This window comes from Caballeronia udeis, assembly GCF_044909315.1.
GTDB classification, from domain to species: domain Bacteria; phylum Pseudomonadota; class Gammaproteobacteria; order Burkholderiales; family Burkholderiaceae; genus Caballeronia; species Caballeronia udeis_A.
This window is the reverse complement of the sequence record NZ_JBIYEB010000013.1, coordinates 77,787-100,361: the sequence shown is the minus strand read 5'-3', so window position 1 is coordinate 100,361 and position 22,575 is coordinate 77,787. Positions and strand designations below refer to the sequence as shown.

General features: G+C 57.2%; 17 protein-coding genes. 7 read left to right on the top strand and 10 right to left on the bottom strand.

Annotated features, from left to right (window positions below; all coding sequences use genetic code 11):
- Window positions 1–182: 182 nt before the first annotated feature.
- The 5 genes from ABH944_RS21290 to ABH944_RS21270 all read right to left on the bottom strand — a co-directional run bounded on the left by ABH944_RS21290 (window position 183) and on the right by ABH944_RS21270 (window position 6,889).
- The gene (locus ABH944_RS21290) at window positions 183–1,073 is read right to left on the bottom strand and encodes a carbohydrate ABC transporter permease (protein ID WP_404608655.1); all 891 of its coding nucleotides are present in this window, start codon (window positions 1,071–1,073) and stop codon (window positions 183–185) included.
- 18 nt (window positions 1,074–1,091) lie between these two features.
- The gene (locus ABH944_RS21285) at window positions 1,092–1,997 is read right to left on the bottom strand and encodes a carbohydrate ABC transporter permease (protein ID WP_404608656.1); all 906 of its coding nucleotides are present in this window, start codon (window positions 1,995–1,997) and stop codon (window positions 1,092–1,094) included.
- A 61-nt stretch (window positions 1,998–2,058) separates the two neighbouring features.
- Window positions 2,059–3,426, bottom strand: a complete 1,368-nt coding sequence (locus tag ABH944_RS21280; RefSeq protein WP_097267843.1) for an ABC transporter substrate-binding protein — start codon at window positions 3,424–3,426, stop codon at window positions 2,059–2,061.
- Between the two features lie 54 nt (window positions 3,427–3,480).
- Window positions 3,481–4,581 carry an ABC transporter ATP-binding protein gene (locus ABH944_RS21275; protein WP_404608658.1) on the bottom strand — a complete coding sequence of 367 codons (1,101 nt, stop codon included), beginning with the start codon at window positions 4,579–4,581 and terminating at the stop codon, window positions 3,481–3,483.
- A gap of 604 nt (window positions 4,582–5,185) precedes the next feature.
- Window positions 5,186–6,889: a GMC family oxidoreductase gene (locus tag ABH944_RS21270; protein ID WP_404608781.1), complete on the bottom strand. Its 1,704-nt coding sequence runs from the start codon at window positions 6,887–6,889 to the stop codon at window positions 5,186–5,188.
- A 423-nt stretch (window positions 6,890–7,312) separates the two neighbouring features.
- Between ABH944_RS21270 and ABH944_RS21265 the strand changes: the two genes are divergently transcribed.
- From ABH944_RS21265 to ABH944_RS21240, 6 genes are all read left to right on the top strand, one after another.
- Window positions 7,313–8,440 (top strand): porin, encoded by a 1,128-nt coding sequence (locus tag ABH944_RS21265; RefSeq protein ID WP_404608659.1) that lies wholly within the window; start codon window positions 7,313–7,315, stop codon window positions 8,438–8,440.
- Window positions 8,441–9,051: 611 nt separating this feature from the next.
- Window positions 9,052–9,837, top strand: coding sequence for an MFS transporter (locus ABH944_RS21260; protein ID WP_404608661.1), 786 nt, complete (start codon window positions 9,052–9,054; stop codon window positions 9,835–9,837).
- Window positions 9,838–10,054: 217 nt separating this feature from the next.
- The gene (locus ABH944_RS21255) at window positions 10,055–11,569 is read left to right on the top strand and encodes a GMC family oxidoreductase (protein ID WP_404608663.1); all 1,515 of its coding nucleotides are present in this window, start codon (window positions 10,055–10,057) and stop codon (window positions 11,567–11,569) included.
- Between the two features lie 139 nt (window positions 11,570–11,708).
- On the top strand, window positions 11,709–13,514 hold the full coding sequence (locus ABH944_RS21250) for a thiamine pyrophosphate-binding protein (protein WP_404608664.1): 1,806 nt from the start codon (window positions 11,709–11,711) through the stop codon (window positions 13,512–13,514).
- A gap of 410 nt (window positions 13,515–13,924) precedes the next feature.
- Complete coding sequence (locus ABH944_RS21245; protein WP_404608783.1) at window positions 13,925–15,046, top strand: Gfo/Idh/MocA family protein; 1,122 nt, start codon at window positions 13,925–13,927, stop codon at window positions 15,044–15,046.
- A gap of 151 nt (window positions 15,047–15,197) precedes the next feature.
- A complete protein-coding gene (locus ABH944_RS21240) occupies window positions 15,198–16,025 on the top strand; it encodes a transcriptional regulator (RefSeq protein WP_097267857.1) in 828 nt (275 codons plus the stop codon).
- A gap of 4 nt (window positions 16,026–16,029) precedes the next feature.
- Here the strand turns inward: ABH944_RS21240 and ABH944_RS21235 are convergent, their stop codons facing one another.
- Window positions 16,030–16,305: a hypothetical protein gene (locus ABH944_RS21235; RefSeq protein ID WP_404608666.1), complete on the bottom strand. Its 276-nt coding sequence runs from the start codon at window positions 16,303–16,305 to the stop codon at window positions 16,030–16,032.
- Window positions 16,306–16,707: 402 nt separating this feature from the next.
- Here ABH944_RS21235 and ABH944_RS21230 point away from each other — a divergent pair, with 402 nt between their 5' ends.
- Complete coding sequence (locus ABH944_RS21230; RefSeq protein ID WP_404608668.1) at window positions 16,708–17,574, top strand: sugar phosphate isomerase/epimerase family protein; 867 nt, start codon at window positions 16,708–16,710, stop codon at window positions 17,572–17,574.
- Between the two features lie 115 nt (window positions 17,575–17,689).
- On the opposite strand, the gene ABH944_RS21225 is transcribed toward ABH944_RS21230, so the two are convergent.
- The 4 genes from ABH944_RS21225 to ripB form a co-directional block, all read right to left on the bottom strand.
- Window positions 17,690–18,574, bottom strand: a complete 885-nt coding sequence (locus tag ABH944_RS21225) for a sugar phosphate isomerase/epimerase family protein (RefSeq protein WP_404608670.1) — start codon at window positions 18,572–18,574, stop codon at window positions 17,690–17,692.
- 57 nt (window positions 18,575–18,631) lie between these two features.
- A complete protein-coding gene (locus ABH944_RS21220) occupies window positions 18,632–20,281 on the bottom strand; it encodes a GMC family oxidoreductase (protein ID WP_404608672.1) in 1,650 nt (549 codons plus the stop codon).
- A gap of 406 nt (window positions 20,282–20,687) precedes the next feature.
- A complete protein-coding gene (locus tag ABH944_RS21215; RefSeq protein WP_404608673.1) occupies window positions 20,688–22,019 on the bottom strand; it encodes an acetyl-CoA hydrolase/transferase family protein in 1,332 nt (443 codons plus the stop codon).
- A gap of 15 nt (window positions 22,020–22,034) precedes the next feature.
- On the bottom strand, window positions 22,035–22,562 hold the full coding sequence (ripB, locus tag ABH944_RS21210; protein WP_404608675.1) for a (R)-specific enoyl-CoA hydratase RipB/Ich: 528 nt from the start codon (window positions 22,560–22,562) through the stop codon (window positions 22,035–22,037).
- Window positions 22,563–22,575: the final 13 nt, after the last annotated feature.

Here is a 22,575-nt window from a genome sequence, read left to right as displayed (position 1 = left end):
CACACTACGCCCTCGCGCACCAGTATTCGCGCTAAAAAAACTCAATTCAATTTCGCACCGGACCGATTCGCGACGCACTCCGACGCACTGAGCGCATCACCCGCACCCGACGGACTCTACAATCCCAACGCTGCCCCCCGGCCGACACCAGCGACATTGGCTAACGCGGAAGTACGCTTCAATCAACCACGTACCGCACCGCTTAGCGAGAATCCGCCTTTGAAATAACGCGACATCACGAAGTAGAGGGCGATGACGGGCATCGAGTAAATAATGGAGAAAGCGGCAATTTGTCCGTACCGAATCGTGGCAGAGCCGATAAAGCTGTAGATCGCAATAGGCGCGGGTTGGCTTGATTGGTCAGCGATCAGTACGATCGGAATGAGGAAGTTTCCCCAGGCATTGACGAAGCTGAAGATGGCTGCAGATGCAATGCCCGGCATGGCCAGCGGAACGATGACCGAGCGAAGAATGCGGAAGGTGCCCGCCTGCTCCATGCATGCTGCTTCTTCAAGGTCTCGCGGAATCGCGTCGATCGTGTTCTTGATGAGATAGATGGCGAACGGCAGCGACGTGACGCCCAGAAGTACCGCTGTCGGGACAATGGAAAGCATGTCGTACCGCGCGAACATCTTGTAGATCGGCACGATAAGAATCGTAACGGGCACGCCCGACAGGAAAAGAATACCAAGCAGAATTGGGCCTTTCCATGGAATACGATGCCGCGAAAACGAGTAGGCGGCCAGGGTTCCTGCTCCCGTCGAAACGATTGCCGCTATCGTTGAAACAATCACGCTGTTCCAGAGTGCTTGCGCGTTTCCGTGCGCCAGCGCAGCGATGAAGTTGTCCAAAGTCAGCGTAGGTAGCTGAATTTGCCAACCCGCGTGTTTGTCGACGGCGCCCACCGCAAGCCACAAGACAGGGATGACGAAGTACGCGCCGATAAGTAGCAAAATGACATTGGCTAATAGCCTGCCGGACACCGGTTCGGCCCGTCGCTTGACGCGCGCTACAGGAGGCACGGAGTCTCCCGCCATCTTTTGAGCAGACAGTTCCATTCTGTGTTCCTTCATGATGCTGTTTCCAACAGGTTAGGCGGAAATGATCTTCAGCTTGTTCTTTCGAACCTGCCCCGGGCGATATTGGCGAGCGATGAGCACGAAGGCCAATCCAAGCGCCGACGAGAGCAGCACAATCACGTTTCCAAGAAGCGCGCTGTAACCCAGTCTATGGAATTTGAAGCCTTGCAGGTACGCGTAGATGGGCAGGATATTGGTCTGGTTGTCGGGGCCCCCGCCGGTCATCAAATAAACCAGTGTGAAATTCGCGAAGGTCAAGAGCGTCATCAGGAGCGCGGACATCAAGATGGTCGGCTTGAGCATCGGCAGCGTCAGGCGAAACAGTCTCTGGGTCGCACTCGCGTTCTCGAGTATCGCCGCCTCGACCATCTCGGTCGGAATGCTCCGCAAGGCGGCCGAGAACATGATCATCGACAGCCCGGCGAGCGACCAGACATTGGCAATAGACACCACCAGCATCGGGTAGCTATAGAGCAGGTCGTGATTTGCATCGCCCAGGAGGCGCGGGAATGTACCGCCGCTTGTCGTTGCCGCATACCAGATGACGGCAATCGTAATAGGCGGCAAGTTCCACGCGAGAATAGCCAGCCCGGACACAGCTTTGCCGACCACGCCGCTTGCCTTTTGCAACAGCAGTGCCAGCGCGAGCCCGAGAACCGTTGCACCAAACGCACCTGAACCGACGACAAACACCACGGTTTGCCAGAGCGAACTCGTGAAGACGTCGTCGCTCAACAGTTGCCTGACATTCTGAAGCCCGGTGAACCAATAGTTAACCGCGTGTGGCCCGATGAGCTGGAGATTGGTAAATCCGAGGTAGATAGCATAGACAATCGGCAGCGCCAGCAGCGAAAGCAGGAGGATGGCCGCAGGCGCAAGCAGCACCAGGCTCACAGGGCGAAACGTAGTCTGATTCATTATCAAAACTCTCCAGAACATACGCTGGCCGCCCGACGAGGCAGCCAGCGAACCGCACCGACTATCGCGCGGCCATCAACTTGTCGTCACCGAGCTGGTTCGACAGTTCACTCTTCATCATGCGAACAGCATCGTCCACGCTCATCTTCGGCTTCAACACCAACGCTTCAGTCGCCGCTTCAAGTGCATGGGCCCAAAGCGGATACTCTGGGTCAGCAGGGACGCTTTTCGCAACGGCCAGCAGCTTGCCGAATTGCTCTTGATAAGGCGGCGCAAGCTCGGTGTATTCCTTATCCGTCCAGTAGGCTCTCTGCGGGGGAACGAAGCCCGTCCCGTTCGCGCCTGGCACAAGATATTTCTTGCCAACAATCAACGAAACGAGCTGCCAAGCCAGGTCCGGATGGGCGGATTTCTTGGATATGGAAAGGTCCCAGCCGCCGAATGCGCTCGCATAGCCGACGCCACCGCCGGTGACGGTAGGTAGCGGCGCGAAGCCAATGAATTTCTGGGCCTCCGGCCAGCAGGGGGCACACATCGACTTGCTCCAGGCTGCGGGTACATAATTTCCGACAAGCCCAATACCGATGTGATGTTTCGGGAATTCCGGTGTCGCAAGCGCAGGCGAATTGGCGTTAAGAATCAAGGACGACGGAGCGAGTAGCCCCTCTACAGACGCTTGGTGGTAGAAGTTCAAAACATCCCGAATACCCTTGGTATCGACGGCCCACTTCCCTGACGCGTCCTTTATCGTCGGGTCACTCGATGCCATAAGCAAATTGGCGGCACCTTCGACCAGCGCGGACGTACCGCCTGCTGGGCCCGTTATCGCCCACAACGGCCATACGTTCGGATCCGATTTCTTGATCTTTCGCGCGGCGTCAAAGACGTCCTGCCAGTTCTTCGGTTTCCAGTCAGCGGGGAGCCCCGCCTTCTGGAAAATCTGACGGTCATAGAGCAGCCCCGACGTGTTGACCCCTTGGCTAATACCAATCACGTCCTTGCCAGTCGTACCCTCCTGCTTTACAGCATCCGGCACGTCCTTCCACCAAGGTGCTGTTGCAACGTATTGGTTGAGCGGCAAGAGGTAGCCACTCGCCGCCCATTGCGCCATCTCCTGGGCCGGCAATTGGGCGACATCCGGAGCAGCACCTGAGTTGCCATAGGACATGCTGACCTTGGTCACGATGTCGTCAAAACCTCCCGGAATCGGAACGAGTTGAACCGTAACACCAGGGTGGGACTTTTCGAAATCAGTCTTGATATCACCCCAAAACTTCGTCGTGATTTCCGGCGTAACCATCACATACTCGGACCCATAGGCCAGTTTGAGAACGGTATCCGCATGGGCGATATTGCAGAGAAGCGAACCGGAGGCAAACATCGCCGCCGCCACTGCTGCCAACTTCTTGCTGCGAACAAAACAACGCATTGCTGGACTCCTATCGTCTATTGTTGAAAATCAACCTACGCTTTCACCCCGCATTTAGTGACGGAGACTCTTGCCTGTATTCGCATCGAAATAGTGAAGATCTGCCGGGTCGAACACGAGGTCCACACGTTCGCCGAGTGCTACCGGTGAAAAGCCGGGGAATCGCGCATCAACCGTGGATCCGTTAATTGCAACACGTACGAAGTTCTCTGAACCCGTCGTCTCGATGGCCTCGACAACACCCGATGTCCGAACCTCACATCGTGCGGGCGCATCCTTGACCCAATGGAGGTCATCCGGCCGGATGCCCACCTCAATGTTCGAAGGCAATGACCCGTTGAATTCAACACGCTGAGCCGGCGGCAGGCGAAACCTCGCACCGAGCGCGAGGCAGTCGGCATCGGAGGATGCGAGACTGATTTTGCTGGAGGCAATGTTCATACGCGGTGAGCCGATAAAGGTTGCAACGTATCGGTCCACAGGGCGCCGGTAGAGGCGCTCGGGCGTATCAATCTGGAGGAGCTTGCCTCCGGAGAAAACGGCGATGCGGTGCCCCATCGACATTGCTTCGACCTGGTCGTGGGTGACGTACACCATCGTGGTTCCGAGACGGCGCTGCAAGTCGGAGATCTCACTGCGCATGTGACTGCGCAACGCCGCATCGAGATTCGAAAGCGGCTCATCAAGCAGGAAGAGTCGCGGCTCGCGAATCATCGCGCGTCCGAGCGCTACACGTTGGCGCTGGCCTCCGGAAAGTTCGGCGGGGCTTCGCGAAAGCAGGCTGTCGAGTTTCAACATGGCGGCCACCTCGCGGATACGCTTCTCGATTTCCTTGGGACTCGACTTGCGCACCTCCATCCCGAACGCGAGGTTCTTGTAAATCGACATGTGCGGGTAAAGCGCGTAGCTTTGAAAAACCATTGCAATGTCGCGTCGTCCAGGAGGGAGCGCCGTCACATCCTTGTTCCCAATCGAAATCCGGCCGTCAGTCGGGCTTTCAAGTCCGGCCAGCATGCGCAGGGTGGTCGATTTTCCACAGCCCGACGGTCCAACGAAAACGAGAAACTCGCCGTCCTCGACATCCAGGTTGAGGTCCGATACGACGTTGGTTTCACCGAAGGTCTTATAGACGTGCTCGAATTTTATCGATGCCATTGCGCTGGTCCCGCTTAAGAGAGTGGAGTGATGCGAACGTCGCCCCGTGGACCCTTGGAATGAGGAACTCGCTGGGAGGTCTACACACCGGGCCGGGAAACGGTTCAATGTGAACGCAGTTTCTGCATCCAAAATGTCTGTCTCAATTTCGCAACCGGTCCAAACCTGACGCGAACTGACGCAATGAGTTTCGGCAACTGCTGCTGCACCGCCCGCACTCGCTTACATTTCCGCTGAACGAGCCCGTGTTTGACGGGTCGCCGCTTTCGGGCACCGCTCAACACCGCGCAAAGCTCTAATATTGAAGTGCGAATGGGACTTACCCGTACACGACGTCTTCAGACCGTCTGGCGACGGGCTTTGTCAGAGCCCGCAGACAAATCCGGATAAGAATGCGAGCGCCGGGTGCAAGGCTCTGGATTCAAGCGGTGTGGCTTTGTCATTGAATCTGGCTTGACGACCCCACAAAGCGGCGGCCCCGGCAGCCTCCCGCGGTTCGAGAAGGCAAAAAAAAGCAGGACCGAGGTCCTGCGCCAAGGGGCTCGTCGGAGCCTCACGCGTGGTAAAAAGAGGGTCGCGTTAATGAGTCGCCTGGCGGCAACAATCAGGCAGCGGTACTGGTAACGGGCATTTTGAAAACGTTGATTGGATTGGCAGCCTTTCTGTCTTCCTTAAGCATTCGGCTGCCCTTCTCGGCAATCATCACCGTTGGCGAGTTGGTATTTCCTGACGTGATCGTCGGCATGATCGAGGCGTCAACTACACGCAGTCCGGCGACTCCAAATACCCGCAGGCGCGAGTCGACAACCGCACCGGCCTCGCCCTTGCGTCCCATCTGGCAAGTCCCCACCGGGTGAAAAATTGTCGTGCCAACATTCCCCGCAGCGCGAATCAGTTCATCGTCGGTCTGGTATTGCTCTCCAGGCAGTATCTCCTTGGGCTCGTACTTTTGGAGGGCACTCGCAGCAACGATACGACGCGTGTACTTGAGTGCGTTCACCGCGACTTTCTTATCGTACTCGGTCGACAGATAATTCGGCGCGATGATGGGCGCGGCCAACGCGTCGGGAGACTTGATGTGAATCGTGCCTCGCGACGAAGGTCGCAACTGGCAAACCGACGCGGTGAAGGCGTCGAACGCGTGCAAGGGTTCGCCAAATTTTTCAAGGGAAAGCGGCTGGACGTGATATTGAATATCTGGACGTGCAGTCGGGCGGTCCGTCCCGGAATTTGCGAACACGCCAAGCTGCGACGGCGCCATTGCCATTGGGCCGCTGCGCTTAAAAACGTATTCCATGCCAATTGCAAGCTTTCCCCACCAATGCGCGCTAAGCGTATTGAGCGTCTTCGCCCCGGAAACGCGGTAAGCCATGCGTAGTTGCAAGTGATCCTGAAGGTTCTCTCCAACGCCCACAAGATTGCTCACGACATCAATGCCGAACTGCCTCAGTCGCGCCCCATCGCCTATACCGGATAACTCCAGCAACTTGGGCGAATTGACCGCACCCGCGCTAACAATGACTTCATGATTCGCCGCAGCGCTCAGATTCTCCCCGTTCACCTCGAAATGGACGCCGCTGCACCGGTTGCCATCGAAAGTCAGGCGCTGCGTCATGGCGCCCGTCATGACCTTCAAGTTGGGGCGCTTCAACGCGGGGCGCAGAAACGCCTTGGATGCGTTCCAGCGGACACCGCTCTTTTGATTCACGTCAAAATAGCCGACGCCTGCGTTGTTCCCGCGGTTGAAGTCGTCGGTAAATGGGATGCCGGTTTCTTGCGCCGCACGTGAAAATTCTTCGAGAATTTTCCATTTTAGACGCTGCTTCTCGACACGCCACGGGCCACCTCTGCCATGCGCGTCACTGGGACCGCCGTGATAGTCCTCGCTATCGCGAAAGACCGGCAGGACCGATTCCCAATTCCAGGATGAATCTCCAGTGCGGTTGGCCCAATCGTCGTAGTCCTCGCGCTGCCCTCTCATGTAAATCATGCCATTGATAGATGAGCAGCCACCGAGGACACGGCCACGCGGATAAGAAAGCGCGCGGCCATTCAGTCCGGCCTCCGCTTCTGTCTTCATGCACCAATCCGTGCGCGGATTCCCGATGCAATAGAGATAGCCAACCGGCACGTGTATCCAATGGTAGTCGTCAGCACCACCGGCCTCGAGAAGCAAGACTGAAACGTCAGCGTCTTCAGAGAGGCGGCTCGCCACGACACATCCTGCCGTTCCAGCGCCAACGATAATGTAGTCGTAGCTACCAACAGAGCGTCTTGCTCCCTTCTCCTCGACTTTTCCTGCCTGCATCACGTCTCCTCATTGCATCTGCGAGACCTGCGATCAGAGCGCACGGGTCCGCTCTTCGCCGGCCCCCCTGTTCTTTGGCATCGAACTTCACGAGTTCCCGACCCTGCGGGCGGGTTCGTTCATGTCGTGCGACACCGGGGCGATTCGCAACCTCGACAATGTTGCTTGCAAACATCTTCTATTTCCATTCCGCGGTCTTTCGCATAGCTTCGCGATCCAAAGCTTCTTCCTGACGCACTTGCTGCGTCAGTATGCGAGTCCAATTTTTGGTCCTGCGAAATTGAGCCTGGATTTTTGGCTGCCAACACTGCTTGTCACGCAACGGGCACCCCGCGCCGACAGCGTAGCGCTTCACAACACCCCGTCGCAACACCCCATACAGAAGCGTACCTAACTACAACTTGCATACGACAGGAAGCAGACATGAGGAAACTTACCGCGCTGGCAGCCGCACTCGGCCTGGCATCCAGCCTCAACGCTCACGCGCAGAGCAGCATCACGCTTTACGGGATTCTTGACGTCGCGGTCGGCTACATTCATAACAGTGGAGGCCAGAGTTCCCAATGGAAAATGTCCACCGGCAACGTCTCCGAGAATGAATGGGGACTAAGAGGTACGGAGGACCTTGGTGGCGGAATGAGTGCAAACTTCGATATCGAAAACGGATTCGACCTTGCCTCCGGAAAGATTAACGAAGGAGGAAAACTGTTCGGCCGGCAAGCGTGGGTGGGTCTATCAGCGCCGACATGGGGCGCTGTCACTTTGGGCCGACAGTACGACCCAACCTCCGACCTCGTTCAACCCATCACCGGCGACTTCTTTAGCGGAATTTGGGCAACGCCCGGAGACGTCGACAACTACGACAGCAGCGCCCGGTTTGACAATGCCGTCAAATGGGCGAGTCCTGTGTGGGGCGGCGTCACGCTCGAAGCGATGTATTCTTTTGGCGGCGTCGCCGGTGCAACCGGCTCTGGTCAGGTGTATTCCGGCGCTGCATCTTACGTGCGGGGTCCTCTCTCACTTGCGGCGGGCTATCTCCATATAAACAACGGTAACCCGACGCTTTCTACTCGCGGCACGTCGGCCTCGGACTCCCTCTTTAACAGCGCGATCAACTCTGCGTACGCATCGGCGAACTCGGTCAGCATTGCACGTGTCGCCGCGCAGTATGTCATCGCGCCAGTGACGTTCGGCGCTGCTTATAGTTATTCGGACTACGCTCCCGATGGCGCATCGGCCTTTACCCGGTCGGAAAAATACCAAAACGGTTCAATCTTCGCTAGCTGGCAAGTGACGCCGGACTTTCAGACGATTGTTGGCTATAACTACACCAAGTCGACTGGCGACTCATCCGCGAAATATCAGCAGGTCAATCTCGGGGTCGACTATCTGCTGAGCAAACGCACAGATTTGTTCGCTATTGCCGCGTACCAGCATGCCAGCGGGCAGAACGGACTGGGTGCGGCACAGGCAGTCATTGGATCTTATGACGTCAATTCTGGCGCGAGCTACCAGGTTCTGACTGTCGCTGGCATTCGCCATCGCTTCTAACGCGCTTTTACCGCCATATTCGATGTCCTCGCGTGTGGCGTTTTAATTTGCACTTAGTAGCAGTACATAGTTTATAGCGATTAACGTTGTCTTCGAGAAGCATTCGTGGATTTCTGCCACCAACGCGTCGAATAATTTTCGCCCAACTTGACGTGGGTGCGTTGTCTTATCGGTTGCGTGGTTAATTTACCGGCCGTCAATCCAATCTCACGAATCACTCTACACAGGAACGCGAGCCGATGACATCCTGCAGTTTCGCCAATTCAGGTACATCCGTAACAGTTTGGCAGCAACATGCGACCCGGGGCGCATTCTTCGCGGCAGGGTTCGCAGTCGCGGCGTGGGCACCACTGGTACCGTTCGTCAAGAATCGGCTTGCAATCAACGAGGCAACGTTAGGCTGCCTTCTTCTTTGCCTTGGTGTCGGCTCGATCCTCGCGATGCTCAGCTGTGGAAACCTCGTCTCCCGGTTCGGCTGTCGGCGCGTCATCAATTCATCAATGGTGGTAGCCGCGGCAACGCTCAGTTTGCTGGGCTCTGTGAATGGTCCATACCTCACCGGGATGGTGCTGGCAGCATTTGGCGCCGCAATTGGAACGATGGACGTTGCCATGAACGTTCACGCCATCGCTGTCGAACAGCGTTCAGGACGGCGCATGATGTCCGGCTTTCACGCGCTCTACAGTATTGGTGGCCTTGCAGGCTCCGGGGGTGCTGCGGCCTCTCTGTCAACAGGCGTTACGCCGGCCGCTACGGCGATGGCTGCCGCATCTGCACTCGTCATTGCACTCGCCCTGTTCGGGCGCCATTTCCTGAGCGACAAGACCCAGGCACAGGGCTCGTCGCTTGTGCTGCCGCGTGGGAGTGTGCTCATGCTCGGAAGCATGTGCCTCATGCTGCTTTTGGTCGAAGGCGCGATGCTCGACTGGAGTGCCCTTCTACTGTCCGGCTCCAAGGCAATGCCGGCAGTGCAGGCCGGAATTGGATACGCGGTCTTCGCTGGCACCATGACAGCGATGAGACTGACGGGTGACTGGACCGCTGCGACGCTGGGAGCACGACGCGTGGTACGCATAGGAAGCGCCCTCGCCGCCGCGGGCGTTGCGTTGGCGGTTTTCGCGCCTGATGCGACCCTCGCCATTGCCGGCTTCGCGCTTATGGGCGTTGGCTGCGCCAATATCGTCCCGATTCTCTACTCAGCTGCAGGCGCCAACAAATCCATGCCGTCGCAACATGCGATCGCGGCAACCGCGACGCTCGGATACGCTGGCACGCTGACTGGACCTGCAGCCATCGGCTTTATCGCTCACGGAGTCGGTTTGCCCGCGGCGTTCGGACTTCTGGCAGTACTGCTTGTACTGGTTTGCCTCGCCTCCAACATAGTCCCCAAGCACTAGCACACTGACGCACGAGCTTGAGGGTCACGACGCACTTCTGCGGGCAAAACGCGCTCCAAGGCGAAACCATTACATCCTACTGCGTCAGATTGCGTCAGTTTCAATGTGGTTGCGAAATTGAGCGGAACTTAATGGACGCAAATACTGGCGACATCTGCTCAATCCGCGACGGAGTGAAGCAGTTCAAACTGCTAAACCCTACATACGCGAAGTTATCATGCAAAAAAATCACGACGTCATCGTAATCGGTAGCGGAGTCGGCGGCGGCACTGTTGCACGCCGCCTCGCCGAAAACGGGGTGAACGTTTTGGTGCTAGAGCGGGGCGACTGGGTTCCCCGCGAAGCAGAGAATTGGAGCGTCGCGTCCGTATTCCACGAGAAGAAATACACCGCCCACGACAGCTGGCTGGACGGGCAAGGCAATGAGTTCCGCCCCAACATTTACTACAACGTTGGCGGCTGCACCAAATTCTACGGCGGCAGCATGATTCGCTTCCGCGAACAAGACTTTGGCTTGCTCGAACACGAGGAAGGCATTTCACCGGCGTGGCCGATCCGCTACGCCGACATGGAACCGTACTACTGCGAAGCCGAATCCCTTTTTGACGTTCATGGGGACGACAACGGCGACCCCAGCGCACCGTGGCGCAGCAAACCCTATCCTTCGCCCAAGCTCACATCCGAGCCGCTCGTTCAGCGGATGGCCGACACGATGCGCCGTCATGGAGCGAGCACCTCTGCACTTCCGGAAGCCATCGACTATGGCCCGAAGGGTCAATGTATCCGTTGCAAGACGTGCGATGGATTTCCGTGCAAGCTGGGTGCCAAGTACGACGCGGAAACGGCCCTGATTCAACCCGCTCTCGCGACGGGTCGCGTGGACATCCTCACGAATTGTTATGTCCAACGGCTTCTGCTCGGTGCCGATGGCAAACGTGTCGAGGCCGTGGAGGTAATGCGCAATGGGCACGTTGAGGTTCTGCGCGCAGGTGTTGTCGTCGTATCGTGCGGGGCAATCAACAGCACAGCACTGCTGCTGCGCTCCGCCTGCGATACCGCGCCCGAGGGCGTCGCAAACGGCTCCGGTGTTGTTGGCCGCAACTACATGGCGCACAACCAGACTGCATTGATGGGTTTGTCATTTGAGACGAACGATACCGTCTTCCAGAAGACTCTTGCACTCAATCAGTTTTACTTTGGTGACGGTGAATACCGCTTCCCTCTCGGGCACGCCCAGATGCTCGGCAAACTTCAGGGCGGCATGCTATCCGCAAACGTGCCATTCCTGCCTAAAGCGGTTGGGTCGACAATGGCCCGGCACAGCATGGACTGGATTGCTTTCTCGGAGGATCTGCCCGACCCGGAGAATCGTATCGTTCTTCGTGACGGAAAGGTCCAGCTCGCGATCAAGCGAAACAACCTGAAGCCCCACCATCGCCTCGTTGAGAAACTGACGTCGCTTTTGAAGAAAGCGGGGTATCCCATTGTTCTGGTAAAGCCGCTGATTCGTCACTCGACATCGCACCAGTGCGGCACCGTCAAATTTGGCGTCGACCCCGCTACCAGCGCCATCGACACATACTGCCGCAGCCATCAACACGAAAACCTTTTCGTCATTGACGCTTCATTCATGCCGTCTTCTGCCGCGGTGAATCCTGCGCTGACCATCGTAGCGCAGGGTCTGCGCGCAGCCGACCACATGCTCAGGGAAGACTTTCGAACGACCTCATGACACGCCGCACGACACGCCTCAAGAGGGGCGTCGTGCACTCAGGCTAGCCACGCCTGGAATAGCTGAAAAAAAGAAAACGTAAACCGTGTCGCGCAAACGCGCGCATCTGTATCAAGTTGCCATGCAAAGGAGCGATTAAATGGCTGAAAAGAAAGAAATGACCGGCGGTCAAATCGTCGTCGAGTATCTCATCCGTGAAAAGGTGCCTTACACGTTCGGCATCCCGGGTCACGGCAATACAGCCCTGCTCGATGCGTTTGTGGACCGTCAGAAGGAAGTCACCCTTGTCCCGGCCATGCACGAGCAAGGCGCCTCGCACATGGCCGATGGCTACTATCGTGCGACCGGCCAAATCGCGGCAGTGTGTTCGTCGATCGGACCCGGCGCCACGAACACGCTCACGGGTGTTGCAACCGCGTTCGCTGACTCGTTTCCGCAGTTACTGATTACCGGCGGCGTTCACACCTACATGACCGGCAAAGGCGTGCTGCAGGAAATCGACCGTCCGCACGGCGACAACTTCCCGCGCATGGCTGAACCGGTCGTCAAACGCTGGTGGCAGCCGAGCCATGTCGCGCAAATTCCCGGCGTGATGACGCAAGCGTTCAACGTCATGCTCGAAGGCCGTCGTGGTCCCGCACTCATCAATCTGCCGCAAGACCTGCAGGCTGAATCGGCTCTCGTTGAATTACCAGCGCCGCAGACCCACCGCTCGCACGGCCGCCTGCATGGCGACCCGGATGACATCAGCAAGGCCGCGAAGCTGCTGCTGTCCGCCGAGCGTCCCGTCATCCTCGCAGGCGGCGGTGTGATTGCGGCCGAAGCGAGCGAGCTTCTCGTTGCTATCGCTGAACACGTTGGCGCCGCGGTCACGACCTCGTTCATGGGCAAGGGCTCCATCTCGGAAGACCATCCGCTGTACGCTTGGCCCTGCGGCGACCTTGGCTCCATTCCGGGCAACGCGATGACACGTGAGGCCGACGTCATCCTGTCCATTGGCTGCCGCTTTAGTGACCGCATCACGTCGTCGTACCGCCCAGGCGTTACCTTCGACATTCCGAAGACGAAGCTTATCCAGGTTGATATCGACGGCTTCGAAATTGGCAAAAACTATCCGGCCGAAGTCGGTATCGTCGGTGACGCAAAGGCTATCCTGTCCGCGCTGCTCGATGAAATGCGCGACCTCGCCAAGCCGCGCGACTACCAGAATGCGCCGCAATTCAAACGCCTTCAGGGACTCAAGGCTGAATGGCTGGAGTACCTGCGTCCCTTGCGCGAATGTAACCACTCGCCAATGACTGTCTCGCAGGTTCTGTTTGAAGCCCGCAAAGTGCTGCCGCGCAACACGATCGTCGTTACGGATTCAAGCAACCCGCAAAACCAGGTGTTCAACGAGTTCCCGGTTTACGGTGCGAAGCAGCACATCACGCCGGGTGGCTTCTCGGGCATCGGCTTCGCGCTGCCTGCAGCGATTGGTGCAAAGCTGGGCGCGCCGAACCAGCCAGTAGTCGCGGTTTGCGGCGACGGTGCCTTCCTGCAAACGGGTCAAGAACTGGCGACGGCCGTCATGATGGGCATCCCGGCGGTGTTCCTCATCATCAACAATGGCGGCTGGGGCGCTATCCGTAACCTGCAGCTCAACATGTTCGGCGAAGACCGTGAAATCATCACCGGCTTCAAGACGCCGGACGGTGCACCGTGGTCGGCCCACATCACGAATTTTGCGAAATCACTCGGCGCCGAAGGCGAACGTGTGGAAGATCCGCGTCAAATCGGTGCCGCCCTGCAGCGCGCGATTCAGTCGGGCAAGCCGTATGTGGTCGAAGCGATTTGTGCGATTGAGCGGCCTTATAGCAACATGCATCCGACCGGTTGGTGGGACATCACCGTTCCAGCCTACCTCGGCGAACTCCGCGACAAGTACGTCGAAGGCCGCGGCTTCTGATAGCTCGTCAGGCCGCCTATGAGAGAGGGTGCGGAATGGATCATGCCGTTGCGCACCTCTCACCCATGGACGCGCAGGTCCGATTCGAGGAGCTGAAGCCTCCTGCTCTTGTTGTAGATGGTTGTCCGCGAGCGACTTGAGAATCCCGGGTCGCTTGCGGGTGCCTCACCTCACCGTTCTTTCATGCGGTAAATCGTGTCGTTTCCGTCCTTGCCTGCCAGTTTCAAATTGGAAGCTATATCGATGGCGCCGGCGCAGCCGACAGTTCATCGCGTGCATGTCGTTCTGGCAAGATGGGCCAACTAACGTCTGAAGCGGACATCTGTCCCACGCAGTTCGTGCCGTTGCCTTGCCAGCTCCTTGAATTCTTATTGTTGAGGGATGAAATGAATCGTCGACTACGACTTGGGATGGTGGGCGGTGGCCAAGGCGGCTACATTGGTTGGGTGCATCGGCTCGCAGCCCGGCTCGATGATTGTTACGAGTTCGTCGCCGGCGCTTTGTCATCCGATGAGAAAAAAGCCCAAGAGAGCGGTCGCGCCCTCTTCCTCGACCCGTCGCGCATTTATACGGATTACCGTGAAATGGCAGCAGCGGAAGCTCAGCGTCCTGACGGTATCGACGCGGTTGCTATTGTTACCCCGAATCATCTGCACGCTCCAGTCGCGAAGGCGTTCCTCGAGGCCGGAATCCACGTGATTTGTGATAAGCCACTCGCGCTGTCGTTGGCCGAAGCAATCGAAATGCGCGACCTGGCTCAACGTCAAGACAAGCTTCTCGCCGTGACATACACCTACTCGGGATATCCGATGACGCGTCACGCGAAGGAACTCGTAGCGGCGGGAGAACTGGGCGATGTCCGCTTCATCGCCGTGGAGTATGTTCAAGACTGGCTTACCGAGCCGGTAGAGCTGCGAGGCAACCGACAAGCCGAATGGCGTACGGACCCGACCCGTACGGGTGCAGGGGGTTGTCTCGGCGATATTGGAACCCATGCGTATCATTTGGCAAGCTTCGTGGCCGGCATGCTTCCTGACAAGCTGTCAGCCGACGTCGTCTCCATGGTCCCCGGTCGCCGGGTTGACGACCATGTGCAAGCCACGCTCTTCTATGAATCCGGTGCGCGCGGCAACCTGATTGCCAGCCAAATTGCCGCCGGCGAGGGAAACGCTTTGCGCCTGCGCGTTTATGGGACGAAGGGCTCCATCGCTTTCGACCAGGAACATCCCGACTTCCTCTGGCACACGCCGCTCAATGGAAATACCGTCCGGCTGACAAAGGGGCGCGCCCATAGCCCCGCCGCGGACCATGCGGCCCGCTTCCCCGCTGGTCATCCCGAAGGATTTTTCGAGGCGTTTGCCCAGCTTTACCGAGACGCGGCCCTTCAAATTGCAGCCAAGCTTGAAAACAACCCTATTCCGGCTACAAGCGCTTTGCTTACGGACGTCAACGATGGCGTTGAAGGCATGCGCTTCGTGGAGGCAGCGCTTCGCAGCCATGCAGGCGGTGGTTCGAAAGTTACTATTCGCTAGAAGGACGGTCAGATTTCACCCCATCGCCCATTGTTGCGGCCCCGTTTTGATGAACACCTTGCGGCGCACTCCATGATTGGATATGTTGGGGTGTGAAAGCCGCACGCCGCCTTGATGGCGTCTCCCTCCACTCTAGATTGCCGCCAAGCTTATGGACCGACCGCAAGACCGCACCAATCTCCAAAAGAACCTTGTGCTACTCGTCGAGTCATGCAGCTCAGTTGCCGGTCTATGCCGTAGCCTCGACATCAACCGGCAACAGTTCAACAAATACCTTGCCGGTCAGCATGCACCCTCGCACAAGGTGCTTCAGAAGATATCGCGGCACTTCATGATGGAGGTCCCGGATCTTTACCGTCAACCGGCCGACTTCAAACAGTTCTATGAAGGTTTCGAGAGCGAATTGCCGATGGGACTTCGCTCGTCGTCACAGTTCGCCAGCTTTCTGCCATTTGCGAAAGCTTCAGTTGAGCCTCTGCGTGATTATCTAGGCGTTTACTATCGTTACCACAACTCGTCCATCTACAAAGGGCGCATTCTTCGGTCAGTCACGTGCATCTACGAGGCCGAGTCGACAATCCAGCACGTCACTGTAGAACGATTCCCGCTGCTGGACGGGAGCGGCAAAACGGGCTATTCGTTCACCTACTACGGTTTCTGCTTCCTGATTGGGGATCGAATTTTCATGGTCGACTTCGAAGGTCAGCAACAAAACGAGCTTACCTTCTCGATATTGACGCCCCAGCACCGTCGGCCCATCCGCTACTTGTATGGCCTGGTTTCTGGCGTTGCCTCATCCTCCTACCGGCAGCCGTTTTCGACGAGACTCGCGTTTGGTTTCTGCGATAAAGGCAAGATCAAGAAGAAGCATCTGCAAAACGCGACGGTTCTTTTGCCTAGTGATTCGTCGCTCCCATTGGAAGTCCGGGAATACATGGCGGGTGACAGTTCCACAATCCTATGGGGCGGCGAGGGCTGAGTTCTCACCGGTCGGCCAGATTGCTCGTTTTTTCGGTTAATCGTGCGTCAACCACGGAGCTGCTGGATTCGGCAAGCATAAAATCCGTAGTATCACCAAGTTCTTCCAGCGCACTCGCCGGATACTCGTCTGGCCGCCAGAACCAGAGCCAAACAGCCACCAGCGAAAGAAACAGCCCGATAACAACAGTCGCGGCGAACGCGCCAAGTACCGTCTCCGGAATAGCCTGCCGGAACAACGCATAGAGCGACAGGTTACCGGCAAGAGGCAAGGGATCCATATCTCTTCTCCTAGGCAGAGGACTACAGCAAGGTGAGAAATAGTCTCCGCCGCTGAAATTCTCCAATCAACTTCGCAATCCCTCGCAGACTTGCGCGGATTGGCGCGGCTCCTCCCGGGATTGCCCGGTCACTGACAGGTCACCCAGCGAACCCGCTGTCTGCGCCAGTTTGCGTCACTGCCCGACCGCCTTGCGAAGTTGCGGCAGAAGTTTTGAAGCCAAATACTTTGGGGGAAGCAAGGGGCGAACGTCAAAACCACATCCAGGCAAGTGCATGGACCTCGCCATAGCCCCGCTTAAGCGGAAGCTCTTTGCCCGCTCCCGTGACATAACGGAACCGGCCTGGAGAGCCGGGTGCACGGGCGGTTGATAGAATGAAACTACCTTCAAGGTTTGAACGAAATGACCGGCAAAGACACAAAATTGCTCGCAGCATTCTGGACAATTGCGGGCGACACGAACCCCGAGGATGCGGAATGGATTAGCCCGGACAGCCTCGCTGTGCGCGCTGAAGCCGCTTCCAAGGCTGGCTGGAAGGGCATTGGATTAAGCCTCGACGATTGCCGCTACAGCGTACAGAAATACGGTGCGCCCGGAGTTCGACGCATCCTGAAAGACAACGGCCTTGAATTCTTCGAACTCGAAATCCTGATGGACTGGTACACGACCGACGACCGTCGCAAAGCATCTGACCGCGCACGTCGGGAATTTCTGGAGTTCGGTGGTGAATTGGGAATGTGCAATCTAAAGGTCGGAGTCAGCCACCTTGACCTCTCTCCCACGAACCACAGTCAGATGGCCGACGAGTTCGGGAAGCTCTGCGACGACTTCGGCACGATTGACGCAACGGTTGGACTTGAATTCATGCCGTTTTGCAAGGTGGCAAGTCTTGCGGACGCACTCCCTATCGTACAAGGCGGTAACCGGGAAAATGGTGGCCTTATCATCGATATCTGGCACGTAGTCCGTAGCGGCACTACCTATGAAGATGTTGCCGCAGTCCCTGCCAACCTTATCAAGGGAGTTGAGCTTAACGACGCTAACGCAAGCGCAATCGGCACGTTGATGCACGACTCGGTGTATCACCGCAAGGCATGTGGTGAGGGCGCATTCAACTGCCCATCCTTCATTGATGCCGTGGGAACGGCCGGATTCCACCAAAAGTATTGGGGGGTGGAGATTCTCTCAGACTTCCTTCGCAAAGCACCCGTCGACGTACGCGCCAGGCACGCCTTCGATACGACCATTGCCCAGTTCAATCCGGCTTGATATACGCGCGTGGTGCGATATCGTTTAAAGATTTGTCGTGACCAAGTGCATAGGGTAAATGAATGAAGCCTGTGTGACGCCGCCACGGGCTCCTTCCGCTGCTTCTTCCGATGCGTCAACTGAAAACCAGCGTTTCAAGTTGGCGCTTCAATTCCTTTGCGACTGCATAGCTGTTGCCTTGCTGCTGCTTCTTGCAGAATGTCTCGCTGCACCACCAGCCGTCGAAGCCCGTCGCCTTCACAGCGTCTGTCCAGTCTCGCAGGTTCAACGCCCCGCTTCCTGTTTGCACATCCCGTAGGATTGGCTCCAACGGTACGCCGCCCAGATAGGGCAAGGAGTCGCACACATGCACGCCATAGATGTAATCCCGGTCAACCTTCGACAGCTGTTCCGGCGTTGCTCCCGACGTGTAGCAATGCCAGAAGTCAATAACGAGCTTCAAGTTGTCGCAACCGACTCGCCGTACGATATCTATTTGCTGCTCCAGAGAACTGAGCGGAGCCCATGAAAGCGCCTCAAGATACACGGTCAAACCATAGTCACGAGCGCGGTCGGCGATTGCGGCAATGTTCTTCACGGTCAGCTTCACCTGGTCATCGTGAGAATGCTGAAGGAGACCCGTGTAACGCTTCGAATACCTGTTCTTGTTGAAATCAATGACCGCCTGAACGTCCAACGGCCCCGAGACTATCTGGACGCCTTTAGCCCCGATCGCGTGAGCCAACATGAAGAGCCTATCCGCCTCTTGATAGAGTTCCTTCTCAGCGTTGCCCTGCCGTTCGACGTCGACAAGGGCACCAACTCCGTGGACCATAAAGCCGTCGAGCTCGCGGCGCAGGTCATCAACCGAATAACCCGCATCGAGATATTTTCGTACCTTGTCCTGCGTTATTTCTACCGCCGTGTAACCGGCGCTTCGTGCGATATCGAGCTCCATCACCAATGTCGAATGTTTCGCGACAGTGGTATTGAACGTGATTCGGTTCTTATCAAGAAACACCTTTGACTCCAGTAGATACGGTGGCTTGAGGAAGCACACCAATTCAAGCCACGTCGACTAGCCTTGGCTCTCGGTCAGCAACGACTTTGGGCTGGAGTGCCGCTTACCGCGGATGAGGTCAGACGCCTTCTCGCCAATCATCGTGCAAGCGGCGTTTGTATTGCCCGACGGAATACGGGGCATCACCGACGCATCAGCGACTCTAAGGTTCGCAATCCCTCGAACCCGTAGCTCCGGGTCAACTACACAGAGCGGGTCGCTGCCCATTCGACATGTCCCGACAGGGTGAAGCGCCGCTCGCGCGTTCTTTCGAAGGTATTCGCCCAGTTCCGTGCGGCTCGCGAACTGCCGGCCAGGATAGTGCTCGCGGTCGATGTACGGTTGTATTGCAGGTTGGCTCATGATTTCCTGACCAATGAGAAACCCTTCAGCCAGCCGCTCAACATCGTATTGCTCCACCATGTAATTGGGCACAATCCGGGGTGCGTCATCCGGGTTCGCACTGCGCAACGACACTTCCCCTCGCGAACGCGGTTGTACATGCTCGAAGTTCAGCGTGCATCCAGTTCCGCCCGGCACACTTTGCGTGCCTTCCTCAACGCCGGCGCCCACAATAAAGAAATACTGCAGGTCAGGCGGCAGGTCCGTTTGCGTCCCTCGACAGAACGCCCCTCCTTCGATGAGGTTGGACGCGATGGGACCACTGCGTGCGACGGCATACTGCAGTGCAGCCCACGCTTTCCAGTGCAGCTTTTTGAACTTGTCGTAGCTGTCCGCGCCCGCTCTCATTTGATAGACCAACGACATCTCAAGGTGGTCCTGAAGATTCTGGCCCACGCCGGGAAGGTCGGAATGCACGTCGATGCCATGTTGTTCCAACAGAGCGGCATGACCAATACCTGAGAGCATCAGGAGTTTGGGCGAATTGATAGTCCCCGACGACACGACGACTTCACTGTCTGCAAAGACCTGTTTTTTCTCACCATCAACGGTGTATTCAACGCCCACGGCACGCTCCTTCTCTACCAGGATTCGAAGCACTTTCGCCCCGACCAGCACCGTGAGGTTTCCGCGCTTCTCCGCCGGTCGCAGATAGGCACTTGCGGAACTCGAGCGCAGCCCATCCTTGACGGCTACCTGATATAGCCCACAGCCGTCTTGCGCGCCACCGTTGAAGTCGGGAACATACTGAAGGCCGGACTGCTGGCAAGCTTGCAGCCATTTTCGCGTTAGCGGATGAACACTCGCAGGGAAGCTGATGCCGACGGAACCGCGCGTGCCGTGGTATTCGTTTGCGAAATCGGCATTGCTTTCCGCGCGCAGAAAATAGGGCAGCACGTCCCGGAATGCCCATCCATGGGCACCGGCGGCTTCCCAACTGTCGTAGTCCTGCGGGTTCCCTCGCACATAGACCATGCCATTGACAGAGCTGCCGCCGCCGAGGACGCTCGCTTGAGCCATGGTGTCGTTCTCGTCACGCTCGTAGCCAATTTCAGGTTCCCAACGATATCGCTTAAGAAGGCCGCCTTGCGCAGTCTTGTAATAGGTGCCGGGAAACCGAATGTAGGGGCTTGAATCCCTCGGGCCTTCCTCAAGAAGGATGACCGTCACGGACGGGTCTTCAGAGAGGCGAGACGCGACGACGCAGCCTGAAGTTCCCCCACCTACGATCACATAAGTTGCGCTCGATGACCGAAGCTTATTCATGTTGTATTTGGATGATTATGAAGAGACGGTCCCCGACATGATTTTTATCGCGACGAACGGGGTACGGCCATCTAGGAAAGACGTTCAATAGAACCAGAACTTGAGTCAGCCGGTCGCGGATGGATTCCGGCATATTCTAATAAGTATTCCGGATCAAATTCGCTCGATCAATTTCGCATCTCCGCACTTACCGACGCATAGTGACGCACAAGTGCGTCAGTTTTGAACTCGGCTTCAGGACTCGGCCCCGATGACCCTAGGGCAGGAATCAGCGCTTACGCTGTCATGCTCCACGAGGACGAGTCTCTCTCCGGATGCATCAACGCGGCGCGCGGGTTTTCGATTGGCTGCGGCCAAGCCCTGCGCCAAATGATCGGCGATCGTTCTGCCCATAATCGACTCCTGATTAAAGTAAATGAAGTTCGCGCGCCTGCGCCGACAGCGCCTCGCGGAACTCGGGATGTGCAAGACGAATGATTGCGTTCGCGCGTTCGGTCGACGACAGACCCTTCAAGTTCGCCACTCCGTATTCTGTGACCACAAGATGAGTTTCAGTACGCGGCGTGGTGACCGGCCCACTGAGTCGGGCAACAATCTTCGATACCTTCCCGCCGCCTGCGGTTGAGTGAAACGCTATGATCGATTTACCTCCGCGCGATGCGTATGCCCCGCGAACAAAGTCGAGTTGCCCGCCAGTTGCGCTGTACTGATGCCCTTTCACATGCTCGGAATTGCATGCACCGGTCAGGTCCATTTCTATGGTCGAGTTAACCGATACGACGTTATCGTTGCGCGAGATCGTATGCGGATCGTTCACGTAGCTCACCGGATAGCTCTCGATCGATGGGTTGTTGTCCAGGTACCCGTACATCTCGCGGTCGCCCATCGCGAAAGTGAAGACGGTCTTCCCGCGATTTAGCGTCTTGCGGGAGTTGTCCACTACCCCGCGCCGAATCAGGTCGACTAGTCCCGGTGTCAGCAACTCCGTATGAATCCCGAGATGACTATGACCGGCAAGCGCGGCAGATACCGCGTTGGGTAATGCACCGATACCCATCTGCAAGCAAGCGCCGTCGGTGACAAGCTCGGCAATCAGCGAGCTGATCGTCTTGTCGTCCGCAGTCGCCGCCTTAGGCTTGAGCTCGGGTATCGCGTGATTCGATTCCACGATCGCATCCACTTCCGACACGTGCAGCAACGAATCGCCGAAGACACGTGGCATGTTCGGATTGACTTCCACAATCAACCTGCGTGCGGCACGCGCCACGCCCGTCGTGTAGTCGTTGTTTGTGCCGAACGTGAAGTAACCATTCGCATCCATGGGCGACACCATCACCAGCATGGTGTCGACGGGGATATGGTCAGCGAATAGCCGAGGAGACTGGCTAAACGAGTTGGGCACGTAGAACACGACCTTGCGGTTTTCGTCTTCAACGCCCAGCTTGACGAGCTCCCGCTCGGGAGCGCCCATGAACATGCAATGCGGCAGGATCCGGCCCATGAGCGAATAGCGCAGCAGACTCTCCCGCAAAAACGCTTCAGAGTGAAAGTAGTAGACCTTCAGCGCATCAATGTCCCCTGCTTCGGCGCGCGCCCCTAACGCCTCTAGCAACGAGGGTGGCTGCGACATCGCCATCCCGAGCGCGATAGACGAGTCGCTGCGTAATGTCGAGACTGCTAGCGCCGGGGAAGTGAGCTTGCTCTTGTACAACTCTTCGACTTGAAATCTGGTGTTCATGAGTACCACTCCGGTTTAATAGTTGGCGTCGGCTTCGGGTGAATGACCGCGCTTGTAAATGAGCATCGTGCGTTCGAACGTCATGACAATCTCGCCGTCCTGGTTGAGTCCTTTTGTTTCCACGGTCACGATCCCCTGCGTTGGGCGGCTCTTCGACTCGCGCTTGGAAAGCACGGTGGATTCCGCATAAAGCGTGTCGCCCGCAAATACCGGATGCACGGCCTTGACCTTGTCCCAGCCCAGATTGGCCACCACTTTCGCGCTTACGGTGCGTACGCTCATTCCGGTGATCACAGCGAGCGTGAACGTGCTGTCAACCAGCAGCTTTTTCCACTCGGTCTTCTCGGCATAGGCCGCATCAAAATGCACTTGTTGCGTGTTCATGGTGAGGAGCGTGTTCCAGATATTGTCGACGTCGGTGATCGTCCTGCCTGGCCTATGTTCGTAAATGGTTCCGGGAACAAAGTCCTCGAAGTACAGGCCAGACGTTTCACGGAAACGGTTTTCTCCAATCTGGCGATACGCGGAAATAGAAGATGTCATGATGGTATCCTAA